This window comes from Streptomyces sp. XM4193, assembly GCF_023072595.1.
In the GTDB taxonomy this organism is placed as follows: Bacteria; Actinomycetota; Actinomycetes; order Streptomycetales; family Streptomycetaceae; genus Streptomyces.
Genome location: NZ_JALLGK010000002.1, coordinates 177,108 through 191,486, shown reverse-complemented (window position 1 = coordinate 191,486; position 14,379 = coordinate 177,108). Strand labels below are relative to the sequence as shown.

Here is a 14,379-nt window from a genome sequence, read left to right as displayed (position 1 = left end):
CTCACGAAGGTATGAGCGAATCCTCTGCCGATCACCCGCACTACCGCGCCGACGACTCACGCTACGGCGCCTTCGAGAACCCGGACAGTCCGGGCATGACCTACCGCCGCAGCGGGCGCAGCGGCCTGCTGCTCCCGAAGATCTCCCTGGGACTGTGGCACAACTTCGGTGACGACCGCGCGCTGGCCGGGCAGCGCGCGATTCTGCGCCGCGCCTTCGACCTGGGCGTCACCCACTTCGACCTGGCGAACAACTACGGCCCGCCGGCCGGTTCGGCCGAGCGGAACTTCGGCCAGATCTTCGCCCAGGACTTCCGCGGCTACCGCGACGAGATCGTGGTCTCCACCAAGGCCGGCTATCTGATGCACCCCGGCCCGTACGGCGAGTGGGGCTCGCGCAAGTACCTGCTCTCCTCGCTGGACGCCTCGCTGGAGCGGATGGGCCTGGATTACGTCGACATCTTCTACTCCCACCGCTTCGACCCCGACACCCCGCTGGAGGAGACGATGGGGGCGCTCGCCTCCGCCGTCCAGCAGGGCAAGGCGCTGTACGTGGGTCTGTCCTCGTACAACTCCCAGCGCACCGCCGAGGCCGCGGCGCTGCTGCGGGAGATGGGGGTGCGTCCGCTGATCCACCAGCCCTCGTACTCCATGCTCAACCGCTGGATCGAGGACGACGGCCTGCTGGACACGCTCCAGGAGGAGGGCATGGGCTGCATCTGCTTCGCTCCGCTCGCCCAGGGTCTGCTGACCGACCGTTATCTGCAGGGCGTTCCCGAGGGTTCCAGGGCCAGCCAGGGCAAGTCCCTCGACCCCGGGCTGCTGACCGAGTCGGTGGTGGGCCAGCTGCGCGGGCTCAACGCGCTCGCCGAGCGGCGCGGTCAGTCCCTCGCACAGCTCGCGCTGAGCTGGGTGCTGCGGGACGAGCGGGTCACCTCGGCCCTCATCGGCGCCAGCAGCGTGGGTCAACTGGAGGCGAACGTCGAGGCGTTGGCCGGTCCGCCGCTCACCGACGAGGAGCTGGCGGAGATCGACGGCTTCGCGGTGTCCACGCCGGGCGCGAACATCTGGGCCCGCAGCAGCGAGGACTGATCGGGCCGGAGCCGGACGGAGACCCGGGGGGCGGAGCGCCGCGAGACCCCGGTCCCGTCCGGCTGCGTCCGGGGGTGAGCCGGTGGTCGGGTCCGGCCTCGATGTCCGTGGCCGGTTTCCGGCGTGAGGTCTGTGGGCGGACCCGGCGTGCGGTCCGTGGGCGGACCCGGCGTGCGTGCGGGCCGTGGCGACCCGGCGTGTGCTTCGTGGGCGGACCCGGCGTGCGGTCCGGCTGAGTCCGTCCGGGGCCGAGCGCCCCCTGGCGCCCCCTGGTGGACCGGCCCGGGACACAAAGCGGGCCGGTCCGTGGGGGGGGTTACGGACCGGCCCGAGGGGGGTTTCCCACCATAGCCCCTGCGGCGGCGTGCTCGGTGCAACAGGCGCGAGTTCAACCGGCGAGTCCCCCGAGCGCGACCCCGGCCAGCGCGCCCAGCAGCATGAACGGGCCGAACGGCAGCGGCGTCCGCCGATGGGCCCTGCCTGCGACGATCAGCGCCGCCCCGTACAGCGCGCCGAGCAGGAACCCGGCGAAGGCGCCGAGGAAGAGGACGGCCCAGCCGTACCACCCAAGAGTGAATCCCAGCGTCAACGCCAGCTTGACGTCACCGAATCCCATCCCCCTCGGGTGGATGAGGAAGAGCAGCAGATAGGCCCCGCCGAGCGCCAGCCCTCCGAGCAGGGCGGAGCGCCAGCTCCCCGCGGCGTCCGGCAGCAGCGAGGCAAGGCCCAGCAGCGCTGCGGTGCCGGCTGCGGCCGGCAGCGTGAGGAGATCGGGGAGCCGGTGCACTCGTACGTCCACCAGCGCGAGCAGCAGCAGCACGGGTACCAGCAGCAGCCAGACGGTGAGTTCGGGCCTGGGGCCCACGGTGACGGTGAGCAGCACGCACACCGTCGCGCTGAAGGCGGCGATCGGCGCGGGCGACGGGCCGTGGGGCCGACCGGGGCCGCACCGGGCACAGCTGCCCGCCCCGAGCAGCCCGGCGGGCAGCGGGTGTCCGTCGGGGCAGGTCGTCCGCCACGGTTGGTCGGCGGGGACGGCGAGCCGGTGGACGGGGCGGGGCAGCAGCAGCCCGGCGGCCACTCCGTATCCGGCGGCGATCACGCTCAGCAGCACAAGCACAGCCAGAGCCTACGGACCGCACGGGGCAGTTCGGCCCGGACGCGAAGGGGGCAGGACGCGGAGGGCAGGAGCGAACGGCGCGCAGGTCCCACCGGGCCAACTCCCGCACTACCGTGGGGCGGAGAGTCGAGGAGGACGCGGTGGCCAGGGACGGCAGTGGCGGTACGGGGTGGGCACGCGGCCGATGGTGCGACGGCAGCGCGGTGCTGTGGATCGACGCCGCCGACACCTCCGGCACCACTGGCACCACTGACACCGCCGAGCCACCGGCAGACACCGTGACGGCGGTGGCGCTGGAGATCGCGGCGTCCTACCGCGCCCGCACCCGGGGCCTGCTGGGGCGGGACGGGATCGAGGGCGCGATGCTGCTGACGCCGGCCAGCGGGGTGCACACCTTCCGGATGGGCTTCGCGATCGATGTCGCCCATCTGGACAGGGAGTTGCGGGTGCTGGCCGTGACGACGATGCGTCCGGGCCGGCTCGGGCGGGTACGGCCGAGGGCCCGCTGCGTACTGGAGGCGGAGGCGGGCGCGATGGCCCGCTGGGGGCTGCGCCGCGGGTCCCGGGTGCGGATCGGTACGCCGGAGGAAGGCCCGTACGGGACGGGGTGAACGCCGCCCCGTACGGACGTGCTCGTACGGCCCTTTCGGGCGTGCTCGTACGGGCTGCCCTTCGGGCGCGGCTCGTGACCGCGCCCGAAGCAGGCTCAGACCAGCTGGGCGTCGAGCGTGATGTTCTTGACGCCGGAAAGCGCCTGGCTCACGGGGCAGTTCGCCTTGGCGTCGGCGGCCGCGGCCTGGAAGTCCTCCTCGGAGAGGCCCGGGACGGAGGCCCGCACGGTGAGGGCGATACCGGTGATGCCCTCGCCGGGCTGGAAGGTCACATCGGCCTTGGTGTCCAGGGACTCGACGGTGTAGCCCTTGCCGTGCAGGCCGTGGGAGAAGGCCATGGAGTAGCAGGAGGAGTGCGCGGCGGCGATGAGCTCCTCGGGGCTGGTGGTGCCGTTCGGCTGCTCGGAGCGAGCGGGCCAATTGACGTCGAAGGTGCCGATGTTGGAGCTGGCGAGGGCGACGGTCCCCTTGCCCTCGAGGAGGTTGCCCTCCCAGTGGGTCTGCGCGGTACGAGTGGTGGCCATGCGGTGGTGGTCCTTCCTGGCTGTGCGGGCGCTTGCTGATCACCATCCTTCACGCCGAGTACGGAGTGTGTCGAGCCGTCCCGGTGAGCGCCACCCCGCGGGCGTACGACGGGCCGACGGTCGCCGGGCCGCACCCGACCCCCGCGAGCAGGGGCATATTCACCAACGCAGCGACTTGCACACGGCCGGAGCTGCCTCGTTCGGAGACGGCCGGGCATGCGTCGCGGAATCGGCACAGTCGCCGGGCCGGTACAGGAATCACCTCAACCCCCGCAGGGAATAGAGGGGTTGAGGCGAGGCGAATCCCGCAGGAGGGGGACGACCACCGCACGGCCCGAGGCGTCCGGTGACCCGGCAGACCGTCCTGTCCGGCGTTCACCATCGCTTGCGCAAAGCATCTTCCGTCACTTTTGCACCAGCCACCCCACACACCCGGCGTTCGGCTGCACGCAGCCGCGCCCGGTCTCCGGCAAGTCCGGATTCCGGCGACGCCCGAACCCGGCGACCCGAGTTCGCGCCCGGCGGCCCGAGCCCGGAGATCCGGCGGGCCCCGAGGCCGAGCCCTGCCCGACAGAGCATCGGCACCGCACGGCCGGGCACGTCCTCGCGCGCGGCACCGCACGGCCATCGTTCGACGCAGCACCCGGCACGACGTTCGGCAACACCCAGGCGATCCCGACCCAGGGGGAAACAGTGGGATACCGGCACAGTCAGCAGGATTCACATGTCGAGGAGGACTCCGGGCACCCGCACGAGAGCGGGCTGGCGGACGCGAGACGCGAGGCGGCCAGGCTCGCCGACTACCTCCAGTCGGGACCGCCGCGCGCGACGGCCGACAGAGAGCCCGAACCGCCGCAGCTGCTTCTGCGCAACTGCCCCATCCCGTCGCACACGCTCTCCGTGTACGCGATAGGGCAGGCCGTGGTGCTGCGCGGAATCTTCACCCAGGCCGACCTCCTGGCACTGCGCCGGGCCTTCCCCGGCCAGCTGGTCACCCTGGACGACGACTCGGCGCACCACACGCTGGTGGTGTGGCCGCCCCGCCCGCAGGGGCCGGGCACGGCGCGGGCCTCCGCGGACCCCGGGAGCCCCGCCGCGGGGTGAGCCGACGGCCGCGGGCACGGCGCGACCTGCACTGGAACCCGCACCCCATGAGCCGACCCGAGGTGTGACCTCGATCACGCCGACCCGCACCGGGGGCTCACGGAGGAGGTTCATCTGCCGTTCGGCATACGGCAGATGGGGTTCTTGATCTTGCCTTTCGGCCGGGGGATCGATGACTTGCCGAATTCGAACCCGCGTTCGAGACTTGAGTCATGTGGGCCATGCAGACCGTTGACCAGGCAAACCGCGCCGAACCGCGAGGGTTGGGCACGGCGCTGCCCGGAGGCGGTCTGCGTCCTGGGACCGCGGCCGGCACCTGTGGAGACCTGCCACTGCTGCTGGCTCTGGCCGCGGAGGCGACGGGGACGGTCGGGGCCGAGCGCGGCGGCGCATGGGCCGTGGTCGGGCTGCCGCAGCTCGGCGCGCTCGCCGCGGCCGACGCCGGCCTCGACCTGGGCGCGGGGATGTGGGTGGACCATCCCGGACGCCGCTGGCCGGAGGTGGTGGCCACCGCGGTGGAGGCGGTCCCGGTGGTGCTGCTCGGGCTGCCCGCCGGCGTGCGGGGAGTGGGCCGCGCGGCCGGCCCCGCGACCGTGCCGGACCGGACCGTACGGCGCGTCGGGGCGCTGCTCAGGCGCAGCGGCTCGGTGCTGCTGGTGGCCGGCCACTGGCCGGGGGCCGAGGTGCGGCTGCGGGTGAGCCGGGCCGTCTGGCAGGGCGTCGACGGCGAGGGGTACGGGCTGCTGCGCGGTCGACGCACCCGGGTGGCCGTCGGCGGGCGGGGCGCGGGCGGCGTGGAGCGCGCGGTGGAGCTGTGGCTCCCCGGACCGCAGGGAGCTGTCGAGCCGTACGGGGCGGAGCCGGCGCGCGGACCGGTGCTCCTGCCCCCGGAAGGGTCGGCGGACGGGTCCGGGTCCGGCGCCGAGGGCCGCCGCCGGGGCTCACTGCGCGTGGTGGGCTGAGGTGAGCGGCGTTGAGCCGGGTGTTGGTGCTGTGGTGTCCGGACTGGCCGGTGGTGTCCAGCCGTGGCGTTCCCCTCGTCTCCGGCCCGCGGGCACGGAGCGCGGCGGCCGGAGCTCCCGGGACGGCCGTGTCGGCGGGGACGGCCGGGACGGTCGTGTCGGCCGGGACGGTCGCGGCAGGAGGAGCAGGAAGGGCAGGGGCGGGAACGTCGGGCGCGGGGATCTCCGCGGGCAGGGCCGCGGTCGAAGCGGCGGGGGCCGGGCGAACGGGCACGTTCCCGGCGGACGTTGAGGTGGCACCGGTGGCGGTGGTGGCTCAGGGGCGGGTCGTGGCCTGTTCGGCGGAGGCCCGGGCACTGGGCGTCCGCCGGCGGATGCGGCTGCGGGAGGCGCAGCAGCGCTGTCCCGGCCTGCGGGTGGTGGAGCGCGATCTCGCCGCGGAGACACGGGACTTCGAGCCGCTGGCGGCCCGGATCGAGCAGCGGGTCGTACCCCGGCTGGAGGTGCTGCGTCCCGGACTGCTGGCCTTCCCCGCACGGGGTGCGGCGCGGTACTGGGGCGGCGAGGAGGCGTTGGCTGAGAAGGTTCTCGAAGTGGTGGCGGAGACCGGCGTGGAGGGGCGCACGGGAGTGGCGGACACTCTGTTCGCCGCCGCGCTGGCCGCTCGTTCGGGCCGGCCGACCCGGTCGGTGCCGGTGGACGGGGCGGCGGGCTTCCTGGCGCCGTACCCGGTCGGAGTGCTGGGGCACCGGGAGTTGACCCAGCTGCTGACCCGGCTGGGGCTCACCACGCTCGGGGACTTCGCCGCGCTGCCCGCGGACCGGGTGCTGGCTCGGTTCGGGCCCCCGGGCGCCGCCGCGCACCGTACCGCGCGGGGGCTGGAGGCCCGGGTGCCGCACACCCGGGTGGCAGGCACGGACCGTTCGGCGTCGGTGGAGTTCGAGCCCGCGGAACGCGCGGTGGAGCCTGTGGTGTTCCGGGCCAAGGCGTTGGCCGAGGAGCTGCACGGGACGCTCCGCCGGGCGGGTCTGGCCTGTTCGCGGGTGGAGGTTGCCGTCCGGCTCACCGACGGCCGGCGGCAGGCCAGGATGTGGCGGCACGAGGGGCTCTCCGCTCTCGCGGTGGCCGAACGGGTCCGGTGGCAGCTGGCCGCCTGGCAGCAGACCGACGGCGTTCCCTCACCGGGCGGCGAGGGGGAGGACGAGCCGCTCGGGGAGCCGACTCCCGCGGGCGGCAGCGGAGTTGAGCCGACCGGGATCACGGGTCTGACCCTGACTCCGGACGGGCTGCACGCGGAGGAGGGCCGACAGGGCGAGCTGTTCGACTCCGGGGCGGCGACCCGCGAGGAGGTCGAACGGGCAGCCGGGCGGCTCCAGGCGATGCTGGGCCACGGCGCGGTCACCCGGGTCGAGTTGGGCGGCGGACGGGGGCCGGGCGAGCAGGTGCTCCGCATCCCGTTCGGGGAGCCGGACGAGACCGCCGCGGGTTCCGGCACCGCGGGCGGGCGCACGGAGGCGCGCTGGGTGGGGCGGCTGCCGGCGCCGCACCCGGCGGTGGTCTACCGCGAGCCGCTGCCCGCCCGTCTGTGGGACGCCGCGGGGGTGCTGGTGGAGGTTTCGGGACGGGCGGTGCTGTCCGCCCCGCCCGCCCGGCTGGAGGTCGTGGGGCGGGGTGCGCTCGAAGTGACGGGGTGGGCCGGGCCGTGGCCGGTGCTCGAACAGTGGTGGGACCCGTCCCGGGACCGGAGGTTGGCCCGGTTGCAGATCGCGACGGCGGACGGGCGGGCGTGGCTGGTCCAGGTCGCCGCGGGCCGCTGGCGGGTGGAGGCCTGCTATGGCTGACCGCGACCGACGACCGGGCCGCCGACCGGACTTGAGGATGCTCCCGGGCGGCACCACCCCGAACGCCCCCACCCCGCCGGGCCCGTCCGTACCGGCCGGAGGAGAACCCGCACCGCCCGTACCGCCCGCACCGCCCGTACCGCTCGGAGTGCCCGGCGGCGCCGAGCCGCACTGGGCCGAGCTGCACGTCCACACCGGCTTCTCCTTCCTCCGGGGTGCGTCCGACCCCGCGGAGCTGGTCGCCGAGGCGGCCCGGCTCGGTGTCCGTACGCTCGCGGTGACCGATCGGGACGGGCTGTACGCCGCGCGGCGGCTGGAGGAGGCCGCGGCCGCGGCGGGCGTCCGTACCGTCTTCGGCGCCGAACTCTCCCTTTCCGCACAGGGGTTGGGGACGCCGGTGGTGCTGGCCCGGACACTGGACGGCTATCGGCGGCTCTCCGCCGAGCTCACCCGCGCCCAGCTGGCGGGCTCCAAGGGCGCACCGGTCTACGACCTCTCGGCGCTGGCGAGAGCGGCGGACCACGGCGACTGGGCGGTGCTCACCGGGTGCCCCCGGCGGGAGCCGACGGACGGGGACGTGGACAGCGCGGTGCGCGAACTCTGGGAGCTGGCCGAGGTGTTCGGGCACGGCCGGCTGCACGCGGAGCTGATCGACCACCGCCTCCCCGAGGACACGCTGCGCAACCACACCCTGTTCGCCGCCGCCCGGCGCACCGGGGTGAAGGTGGTGGCGTCCGGTGCGGTGCACTACGCCGCTCCCGGCCAGGCCAGGCTCGCGCAGGCGTTGACCGCGCTGCGGCGGCGGGAGGACCTGCGGAGCGCGGCGGGCCATCTGCATCCGGCGCCCACCGCCCATCTGCGCTCGGGCGGCGAGATGGCGTCGTGGCTGGGCCGCTTCCCCGGCGTGCGGGAGGCCACCCTCGCACTGGGCGAGGAGTGCGCACTGCCGCTGGGCGAGCTGCAGCCCCAGCTCCCGGGCTTCCCGGTTCCGGTGGGGCACAGCGAGAACTCCTGGCTGCGCCGGCTCGTCCACGACGCCGCCACCGAGCGGTACGGCCCCTCCCCCGGCGGCAGTGCCGGTTCGGCGTCCGGGCGGGCCTGGCGTCAGCTCGAACACGAGCTGGGCATCATCAACGGGCTGGGCATGGCGGGGTACTTCCTGATCGTCCAGGACATCGTCGCGTTCGCCCGGCGGGCGGACATCTGGTGCCAGGGGCGGGGTTCGGCGGCGTCGTCGCTGGTGTGCTTCGTGCTCGGGATCACCGGCGTCGACCCGCTGCGCCACGGGCTGCTCTTCGAGCGGTTCCTGTCCGCGGAGCGGTCCGAACCCCCGGACATCGACATCGACTTCGAGCACCGCCGGCGCGAGGAGGTCATCTCCTACGTCTACGAGCGGTACGGCCGTCGACACGCCGCCCAGGTCGCCAACATCATCACCTACCGCCCCCGGCTCGCCGTCCGGGACGCGGCTCGGGCGCTCGGCTATCCGGCCGGGCGGGTGGACGAGATGAGCCGGCAGGTCCACCATCATCAGCCGCCGGACGCCGACGCCGAAGTGCCGCAGGACGTAAGGGAGTTGGCCGGCCGACTGGACCGACTGCCGCGGCATCTGGGAATCCACTCGGCGGGCATGGTGCTCACCCGGCAGCCGGTCGGCGAGTTCATCCCGGTGGAGTGGGCGACCGCGGAGGGCCGGAGCGTGCTCCAGGGCGACAAGGACGACGTGGAGGCGGCGGGGCTGGTCAAGATCGACCTGCTCGCGCTCGGCATGCTCTCCGCGCTGCACGACGCCTGCGACCTCGTCGCCCGCCACCACGGGGCGCGTTACGACCTGTCCACCATCCCGCAGGACGACCCCGAGGTGTACGCGATGATCGCCCGCGCGGACACCGTGGGGGTCTTCCAGGTGGAGTCCAGGGCGCAGATGTCCACGCTGCCCCGGCTGCGGCCCCGGAGTTTCGAGGATCTGGTGGTGGCGGTGTCCCTGATCAGGCCGGGTCCGATCCAGGGCGGCAGCGTGCACCCGTACATGCGGCGCAGGGCGGGGCGGGAGAGGGTGACCTATCCGCACCCGCTCACCGAACGGGCGCTGAAACGTTCCCTCGGAGTGCCGCTGTGGCAGGAGCAGATGATGGAACTCGCCATGGACTGCGCCGGGTTCAGCCCCGCGGAAGCCGATCAGCTCCGGAAGGCGCTCAGTTCCAAACGGTCCGCGGAGCGGGTCGGGCGGCTGCGCGGAAAACTGCTGCGGGGCATGACGGCCCACGGCATCGGGGCGAACACGGCCGAGAAGATCTACACCATGATCGCCGGCTTCAGCGACTACGGGTTTCCGCAGAGCCATGCGCAGTCGATGGCACATCTGGTGTACGCCAGCGCCTGGCTCAAGCGGTACCACCCGGCGGCGTTCACGGCGGCGCTGCTGCGGAACCAGCCGATGGGCTTCTACTCCCCGCTCTCCCTGATCGGCGACGCCCGCCGGCACGGAGTGGAGGTGCGCCCGGTGGACGTGAGCCGGTCGGGGGTGCGGGACGAGCTGGAGCCGGCCGCCCGACCGGACCCCGACTCCGCGGACGCCCCCGGCCCGGTGCACACCGCGGATACGACGAGCGGCGCGGCCGAGAACCCGGTACCCGAGCAGCCGGCGATCCGGCTGGGCCTGTCCCATCTGCGAGGGCTGAGCGAGAAGGCCGCCCGCACCATCGTCGAGGGCCGCCCCTACAGCGGACCGGCGGACTTCGCCCGGCGCACCGGGCTGCCGTCCGGGCTGCTGGAGACCCTCGCCACCGCGGGCGCGTTCGAGAGCCTGGGCATGGAGCGCCGGGAGGCGGTGTGGGCGGTCGGCCCGCTCTCCCGCGCGGACGAGCGGACCCTGCCGGGCACCACCCCGACGCCGGCCGCGCCGGAGCTTCCCGCGATGAGCGTCGTCGAGGAGACGTTCAGCGACCTGTGGGCCACCGGCACCTCCGCCGAGCACCACCCCATCGAGCATCTGCGGGAGCAGCTGCGCAGCTACGGCGCCCTCCCCACCGTCGAGCTCTTCGGGCTGCGGGACCGTACGGAGGTGGTCGTCGGCGGCCTGGTCACCCACCGCCAGCGTCCCCCCACCGCGAAGGGAGTGGTCTTCCTGACGCTGGAGGACGAGACCGGGATGACCAACGTGATCGTGCTGCCCCCGGTGTGGAACCGGTGTGCGAAGGCGGCTCTGGACCACGCGGCGGTACTCGTCCACGGACGGGTCGAGCGCGCCGACGGCGCCACCAACCTGCTGGCGTCCCGGCTGGCCCCGCTGCCGACCCTCACCGCCTTCGCCGACGGCGGCCGCTGACCGACGCGCCGGCCCGCCGCCGGCCTCCCCTCCGCCCGGCCGTGCCACCGCCGGGCGGTACGTGCGCTGCGGCCACCGGCGGGAGGGGGGACCATGGCCTGACACCGGACACCAGGCCCGGTCTCCGGTTCGGGACTCGCGGCCGACCACCGCGGACACCCGCCGCCGGGTATCGATCGAGAGGGACGGCCCATGGGGACAGGGCGGCGCGAACCCCCGGCCGCGGGCGCTCACGACCACCGCCCCCGGCCCGCGGGACCCCCTGGGCTGCTGGACGCGGCCCGCCTTCTCTGCAGCGCAGACCTCGAAGAGCTCCTGGACACCGGTCTGGAGCTGGCACTGCGGATCACCGCGAGGGGGCCGCTTCCCTCGACTCCCCGCAGAGCCTTCCTCTACCAGCTGCGTCCGGACGACTGGCTCCAGCTCACCCAGCGGCTCGACCTCACGGACGACGACCTCAGTCCCTACCGGCTGGTCCCCTGGCACGCCGAGCTGCCGATCGCGCGCGCCGCCCGGGAGAACCGGGCGGTGGTCAACGTCCTCGACCACACCGCCGTCCCCTACCCCGGGAGCCTGTACGCCACCGCTCCCGCGCAGTACTGGACCCAGCCCCTGTACCTCGACGGCCGCTGTCTGGGCGGGGTCATCTTCTGCCTCCCGCTGGACGCCTCGCTGGGCGACGAGGAGCAGACCCTGCTGACCGCGCTGGCCGAACTGTTCGCCGAACGGCTGCAGCTGCTGTGCTCCGCCGACCTCCACCCGGACAGCGCCCCGCCGACGGACGCCGCGACCGACCCGACCGGGGCGACCCGGCCGGCCGATGCCGCACCGGCGGCCGGCCCCGCCGACTCCGACGCTCCCGTACGGCCGGACGGGAGCGACCGTCCGACGCCGGGCACCGCGACCGGTCGCGACGGAACCGACGCGGACACCGACACGGACGGCCGGTCCGAGGCGGACAGCGGGCCGCCCGCCTCGAACCACCCGGAGCACCCGGAGCAGGCCGAGCGGGCGGTGCCGCCGACCGGGCCCCACACGATGCGGCGCCGCGGCCCGCTGGAGCGCTTCCCCAGCCCGTTGGAGCAGCTCATCCACACCGGCCAGGAGCAGCTGCGGAGCAACCTCGACCCGATGGTCGACATGGCCCTGTCCAACACCGGGATCGGTTCCTTCGACTGGGACTTCCCCAGCGGCCGGCTCATCTGGGACGAGCGCCTCTCCCGCCTCCACGGGATCGAGCCCGAGGAGTTCGACGGCAGGATCGAGACGTTCTTCGAGTGCGTCCACCCCGAGGACATCCAGCGCGTGCACGACACGGTCAAGGAGAGCCACCGGACCGGTTTCTACAAGTGCCAGTACCGCGTGATCATGCCGGACGACACCGTGCGGCACATGGAGTCCGAGAGCCGGGTGATCTTCAGCCCGGAGGGCTTCCCGTACGGCATGGTCGGCATCGCCAGGGACCGTACGGCCGAGGTCCGGCGCGCGGAACGCAACCGGCGACGCCAGGAGTTCGTGATGCAGGTGACCGGCCGCTTCACCGCCGCCTCCTCCACCGCGCAGATCGTCTCCCTGATGGCGGACACCGTGATGCCCACCATCTCGGCGAGCAAGATGGCCATCCTGCTGCGGGAGCCCGACCAGCCGCCCCGGCTGGTGGGACTGCGCGGTTTCCGGGAGGAGCACGCCACCGGGCTGATGGCGGCCGTGCGGCGGCTGCACACGGTGCCGGGCCCCATCCGGCGCGGGCGGACCCTGATGCTGGAGAACCGCGAGCAGTTCGACACCGTCTTCGACGGGGAGGACCTGCGTCCGCCCGCCGACGAACGGGCCTGGCTGATCCTGCCGCTCTCCACCGCCGACGGGCTGATGGGCACCTGTGTGCTGAGCTTCGAGGAGGAGCAGCGGTTCAGCGCGGAGGACGAGGCGATCACCACGGCGGTAGGCGGCATCCTCGCCCAGTCACTGGCCAGGACCCGGCTGTTCGACGAACGCCGTTCCCAGCTGACCGAGTTGCAGCAGCTGATGCTCCCCCGGCGCATCCCCGCGCTGCCCGGGCTGGAGGTGGCGGTCGGCTACCGTCCGGGCTCGCGCGGTCTGATGGTCGGCGGGGACTGGTACGACGCGCTGGTCATGCCCGACGGCACCGTCTCCGTGATCATCGGCGATGTGCAGGGGCACAACGTCAAGGCGGCCGCCGTCATGGGGCAACTCCGCACGGTCATGCGGGTGTTCGCGGCCGAGGGCGACCGTCTGGACGCCCTGCTGGCCCGCGGCAACCGTGCGCTGTACCAGATGGACACCGACCTCTTCGCCACCTGCGCCATCGTCGAGATCGACCCGAAGGCGGGTGTGGTGCAGATGGCCCGGGCCGGGCACCCCTATCCGCTGCTGGTGGACAGCGTCGGTTCGGTCTACGAGGCGGAGGCCGACGGCGGAATGCCCCTGGGCTGCTTCCCGGAGGACGACTACCCGGTCTCCGATCTGCCGCTGCCCAAGGGCGGAACGCTGCTGCTCTTCACCGACGGGCTGGTGGAGAACACCGGCATGGAGTACGGACTGGCGGTCGAGGCGATCACCGGCACGCTCAGCCGCTGGGTCCAGCGCAACAACGACTGGCACGCCGGCGGGCAGCACGGCGGCCGGCGCTCGGGCGGCCAGCGCGATCTGGAGCTGCTCGCCGAGGAGATCGTCAGCCTGCCGGTGGACAAGCCGCATCTGGACGATGTCGCGGTGCTGCTGGTCCGGCGACCCGGCTGAGCGCCACCGCGGTCCGGCTGAGCGCCGCCGCGGTACGGCGACCGGGTGCGCACGTTCCGACCGGGCCGGGGGCGGGTGTGCCGCGGGCCGCTCGGTGGTCCGGGCTGGTGCGGGTCACAGGCGCTGCGAGCCGGCTTCGGGACTCATGACCCGGCGGGCGAGCGCGGCGAGTCGGCCCACCAGCGGATGAGCGGGCGGATCGAGCCAGCCCAGTACGAGCGGCAGCGCCGGGGCGTCGGTGAGCGGGAGGTAGGTCACGCCCGGGTGCGGGCGGAGTCCGGCGGTCGAGTCGACGGTCACCCCCACCGCCCTGCCCGCTGCGATGATGGCCAACCAGTCGTCGGTGTTGGCCACTTCGACCCGGCGCTCGGGACGACCGCCCGCCGGCCACAGTCGCGGCGTGGTGGTGCCGGAGACCGTGTTGACCGCGATCGGGCGGTCGGCCAGCTCCGCGAGGGTCACCTCCTCCCGCGCCGCCAGCGGGTCGCCGTCGGGCACCGCCGCCACTCTCGGCTCGGTGAGCAACCACTCGGTGCGCAGCGGGAGTTCGAGGAGCGCCAAGTCGGCGGGCTCGCCCCGCAGCAGCGCCGCGTCCACCCGCCCCCGGGCCAGTCCGGCGGAACGGTCGTCGATGCGCAGCAGCTCCAGCGCGGTGTCCGGATGGGCGGCTTCCCAGGCCCGCAGCAGTGCGACAGTCCGCCCACCCGCGGCGGACCAGGCGTGACCGAGCCGCAGCGGCCGACGGCCGAGCCGCACCGGGTCGAGCACCGCCTCCGCGGCGGCGAGCGCGCTGGCGGCCCGCGGCAGCAGCGCCGTGCCCTCGGCGGTGAGGTGGAGATGGTGGGTCGAGCGGTCCACCAGCCGTACGCCCAGATGCTCTTCGAGCTGCCGCAGCGTACGGGAGAGGGCGGGCTGGCCGATGCCGAGCCGGACCGATGCCCCGGTGACGGTGCCCTCCTCCGCGATGGTGACGAAGGCGCGCAGATGACGGAGTTCGACGGTCATGCCGCGTGAGCATAAGCGCTCCTCCTCGCGCAT

At 74.0% G+C, this 14,379-nt stretch carries 10 protein-coding genes; 7 read left to right on the top strand and 3 right to left on the bottom strand.

The features are described from left to right. Positions 1–11: 11 nt before the first annotated feature. A complete protein-coding gene (mgrA, locus tag MTQ01_RS08080; RefSeq protein ID WP_282613406.1) occupies positions 12–1,091 on the top strand; it encodes an L-glyceraldehyde 3-phosphate reductase in 1,080 nt (359 codons plus the stop codon). A gap of 388 nt (positions 1,092–1,479) precedes the next feature. Here the strand turns inward: mgrA and MTQ01_RS08075 are convergent, their stop codons facing one another. Beyond that, complete coding sequence (locus MTQ01_RS08075) at positions 1,480–2,211, bottom strand: A24 family peptidase (RefSeq protein ID WP_247488090.1); 732 nt, start codon at positions 2,209–2,211, stop codon at positions 1,480–1,482. Positions 2,212–2,489: 278 nt separating this feature from the next. Between MTQ01_RS08075 and MTQ01_RS08070 the strand changes: the two genes are divergently transcribed. Then, entirely contained in the window at positions 2,490–2,822 is a 333-nt protein-coding gene (locus MTQ01_RS08070; RefSeq protein WP_247489126.1) for a DUF192 domain-containing protein, read from the top strand. 95 nt (positions 2,823–2,917) lie between these two features. Here MTQ01_RS08070 and MTQ01_RS08065 read toward each other — a convergent pair whose 3' ends face one another. Then, on the bottom strand, positions 2,918–3,346 hold the full coding sequence (locus MTQ01_RS08065; protein WP_211043626.1) for an OsmC family protein: 429 nt from the start codon (positions 3,344–3,346) through the stop codon (positions 2,918–2,920). A gap of 693 nt (positions 3,347–4,039) precedes the next feature. On the opposite strand from MTQ01_RS08065, the gene MTQ01_RS08060 reads away from it, so the two are divergent. From MTQ01_RS08060 to MTQ01_RS08040, 5 genes are all read left to right on the top strand, one after another. Then, positions 4,040–4,450: a hypothetical protein gene (locus tag MTQ01_RS08060; RefSeq protein ID WP_247488088.1), complete on the top strand. Its 411-nt coding sequence runs from the start codon at positions 4,040–4,042 to the stop codon at positions 4,448–4,450. A gap of 212 nt (positions 4,451–4,662) precedes the next feature. Beyond that, positions 4,663–5,412, top strand: a complete 750-nt coding sequence (locus MTQ01_RS08055; protein ID WP_247488086.1) for a hypothetical protein — start codon at positions 4,663–4,665, stop codon at positions 5,410–5,412. Between the two features lie 302 nt (positions 5,413–5,714). Then, positions 5,715–7,253 (top strand): DNA polymerase Y family protein, encoded by a 1,539-nt coding sequence (locus MTQ01_RS08050; RefSeq protein ID WP_247488085.1) that lies wholly within the window; start codon positions 5,715–5,717, stop codon positions 7,251–7,253. Next, a complete protein-coding gene (locus tag MTQ01_RS08045) occupies positions 7,246–10,581 on the top strand; it encodes an error-prone DNA polymerase (RefSeq protein WP_247488084.1) in 3,336 nt (1,111 codons plus the stop codon). The genes MTQ01_RS08050 and MTQ01_RS08045 overlap by 8 nt, the downstream gene beginning before the upstream one ends. A gap of 192 nt (positions 10,582–10,773) precedes the next feature. After that, a complete protein-coding gene (locus MTQ01_RS08040; RefSeq protein WP_247488083.1) occupies positions 10,774–13,341 on the top strand; it encodes a SpoIIE family protein phosphatase in 2,568 nt (855 codons plus the stop codon). Between the two features lie 114 nt (positions 13,342–13,455). On the opposite strand, the gene MTQ01_RS08035 is transcribed toward MTQ01_RS08040, so the two are convergent. Next, entirely contained in the window at positions 13,456–14,346 is an 891-nt protein-coding gene (locus MTQ01_RS08035; protein WP_247488081.1) for a LysR family transcriptional regulator, read from the bottom strand. Positions 14,347–14,379: the final 33 nt, after the last annotated feature.

What these genes read in the sequence shown, in the direction of transcription:
- MTQ01_RS08045 (WP_247488084.1), top strand. Translation starts at nt 7,246, where the DNA reads ATGGCTGACCGCGACCGACGACCGGGCCGCCGACCGGACTTGAGGATG.
- mgrA (WP_282613406.1), top strand. Translation starts at nt 12, where the DNA reads ATGAGCGAATCCTCTGCCGATCACCCGCACTACCGCGCCGACGACTCA.
- MTQ01_RS08035 (WP_247488081.1), bottom strand. Translation starts at nt 14,346, where the DNA reads ATGACCGTCGAACTCCGTCATCTGCGCGCCTTCGTCACCATCGCGGAG.
- MTQ01_RS08055 (WP_247488086.1), top strand. Translation starts at nt 4,663, where the DNA reads ATGTGGGCCATGCAGACCGTTGACCAGGCAAACCGCGCCGAACCGCGA.
- MTQ01_RS08065 (WP_211043626.1), bottom strand. Translation starts at nt 3,346, where the DNA reads ATGGCCACCACTCGTACCGCGCAGACCCACTGGGAGGGCAACCTCCTC.
- MTQ01_RS08040 (WP_247488083.1), top strand. Translation starts at nt 10,774, where the DNA reads ATGGGGACAGGGCGGCGCGAACCCCCGGCCGCGGGCGCTCACGACCAC.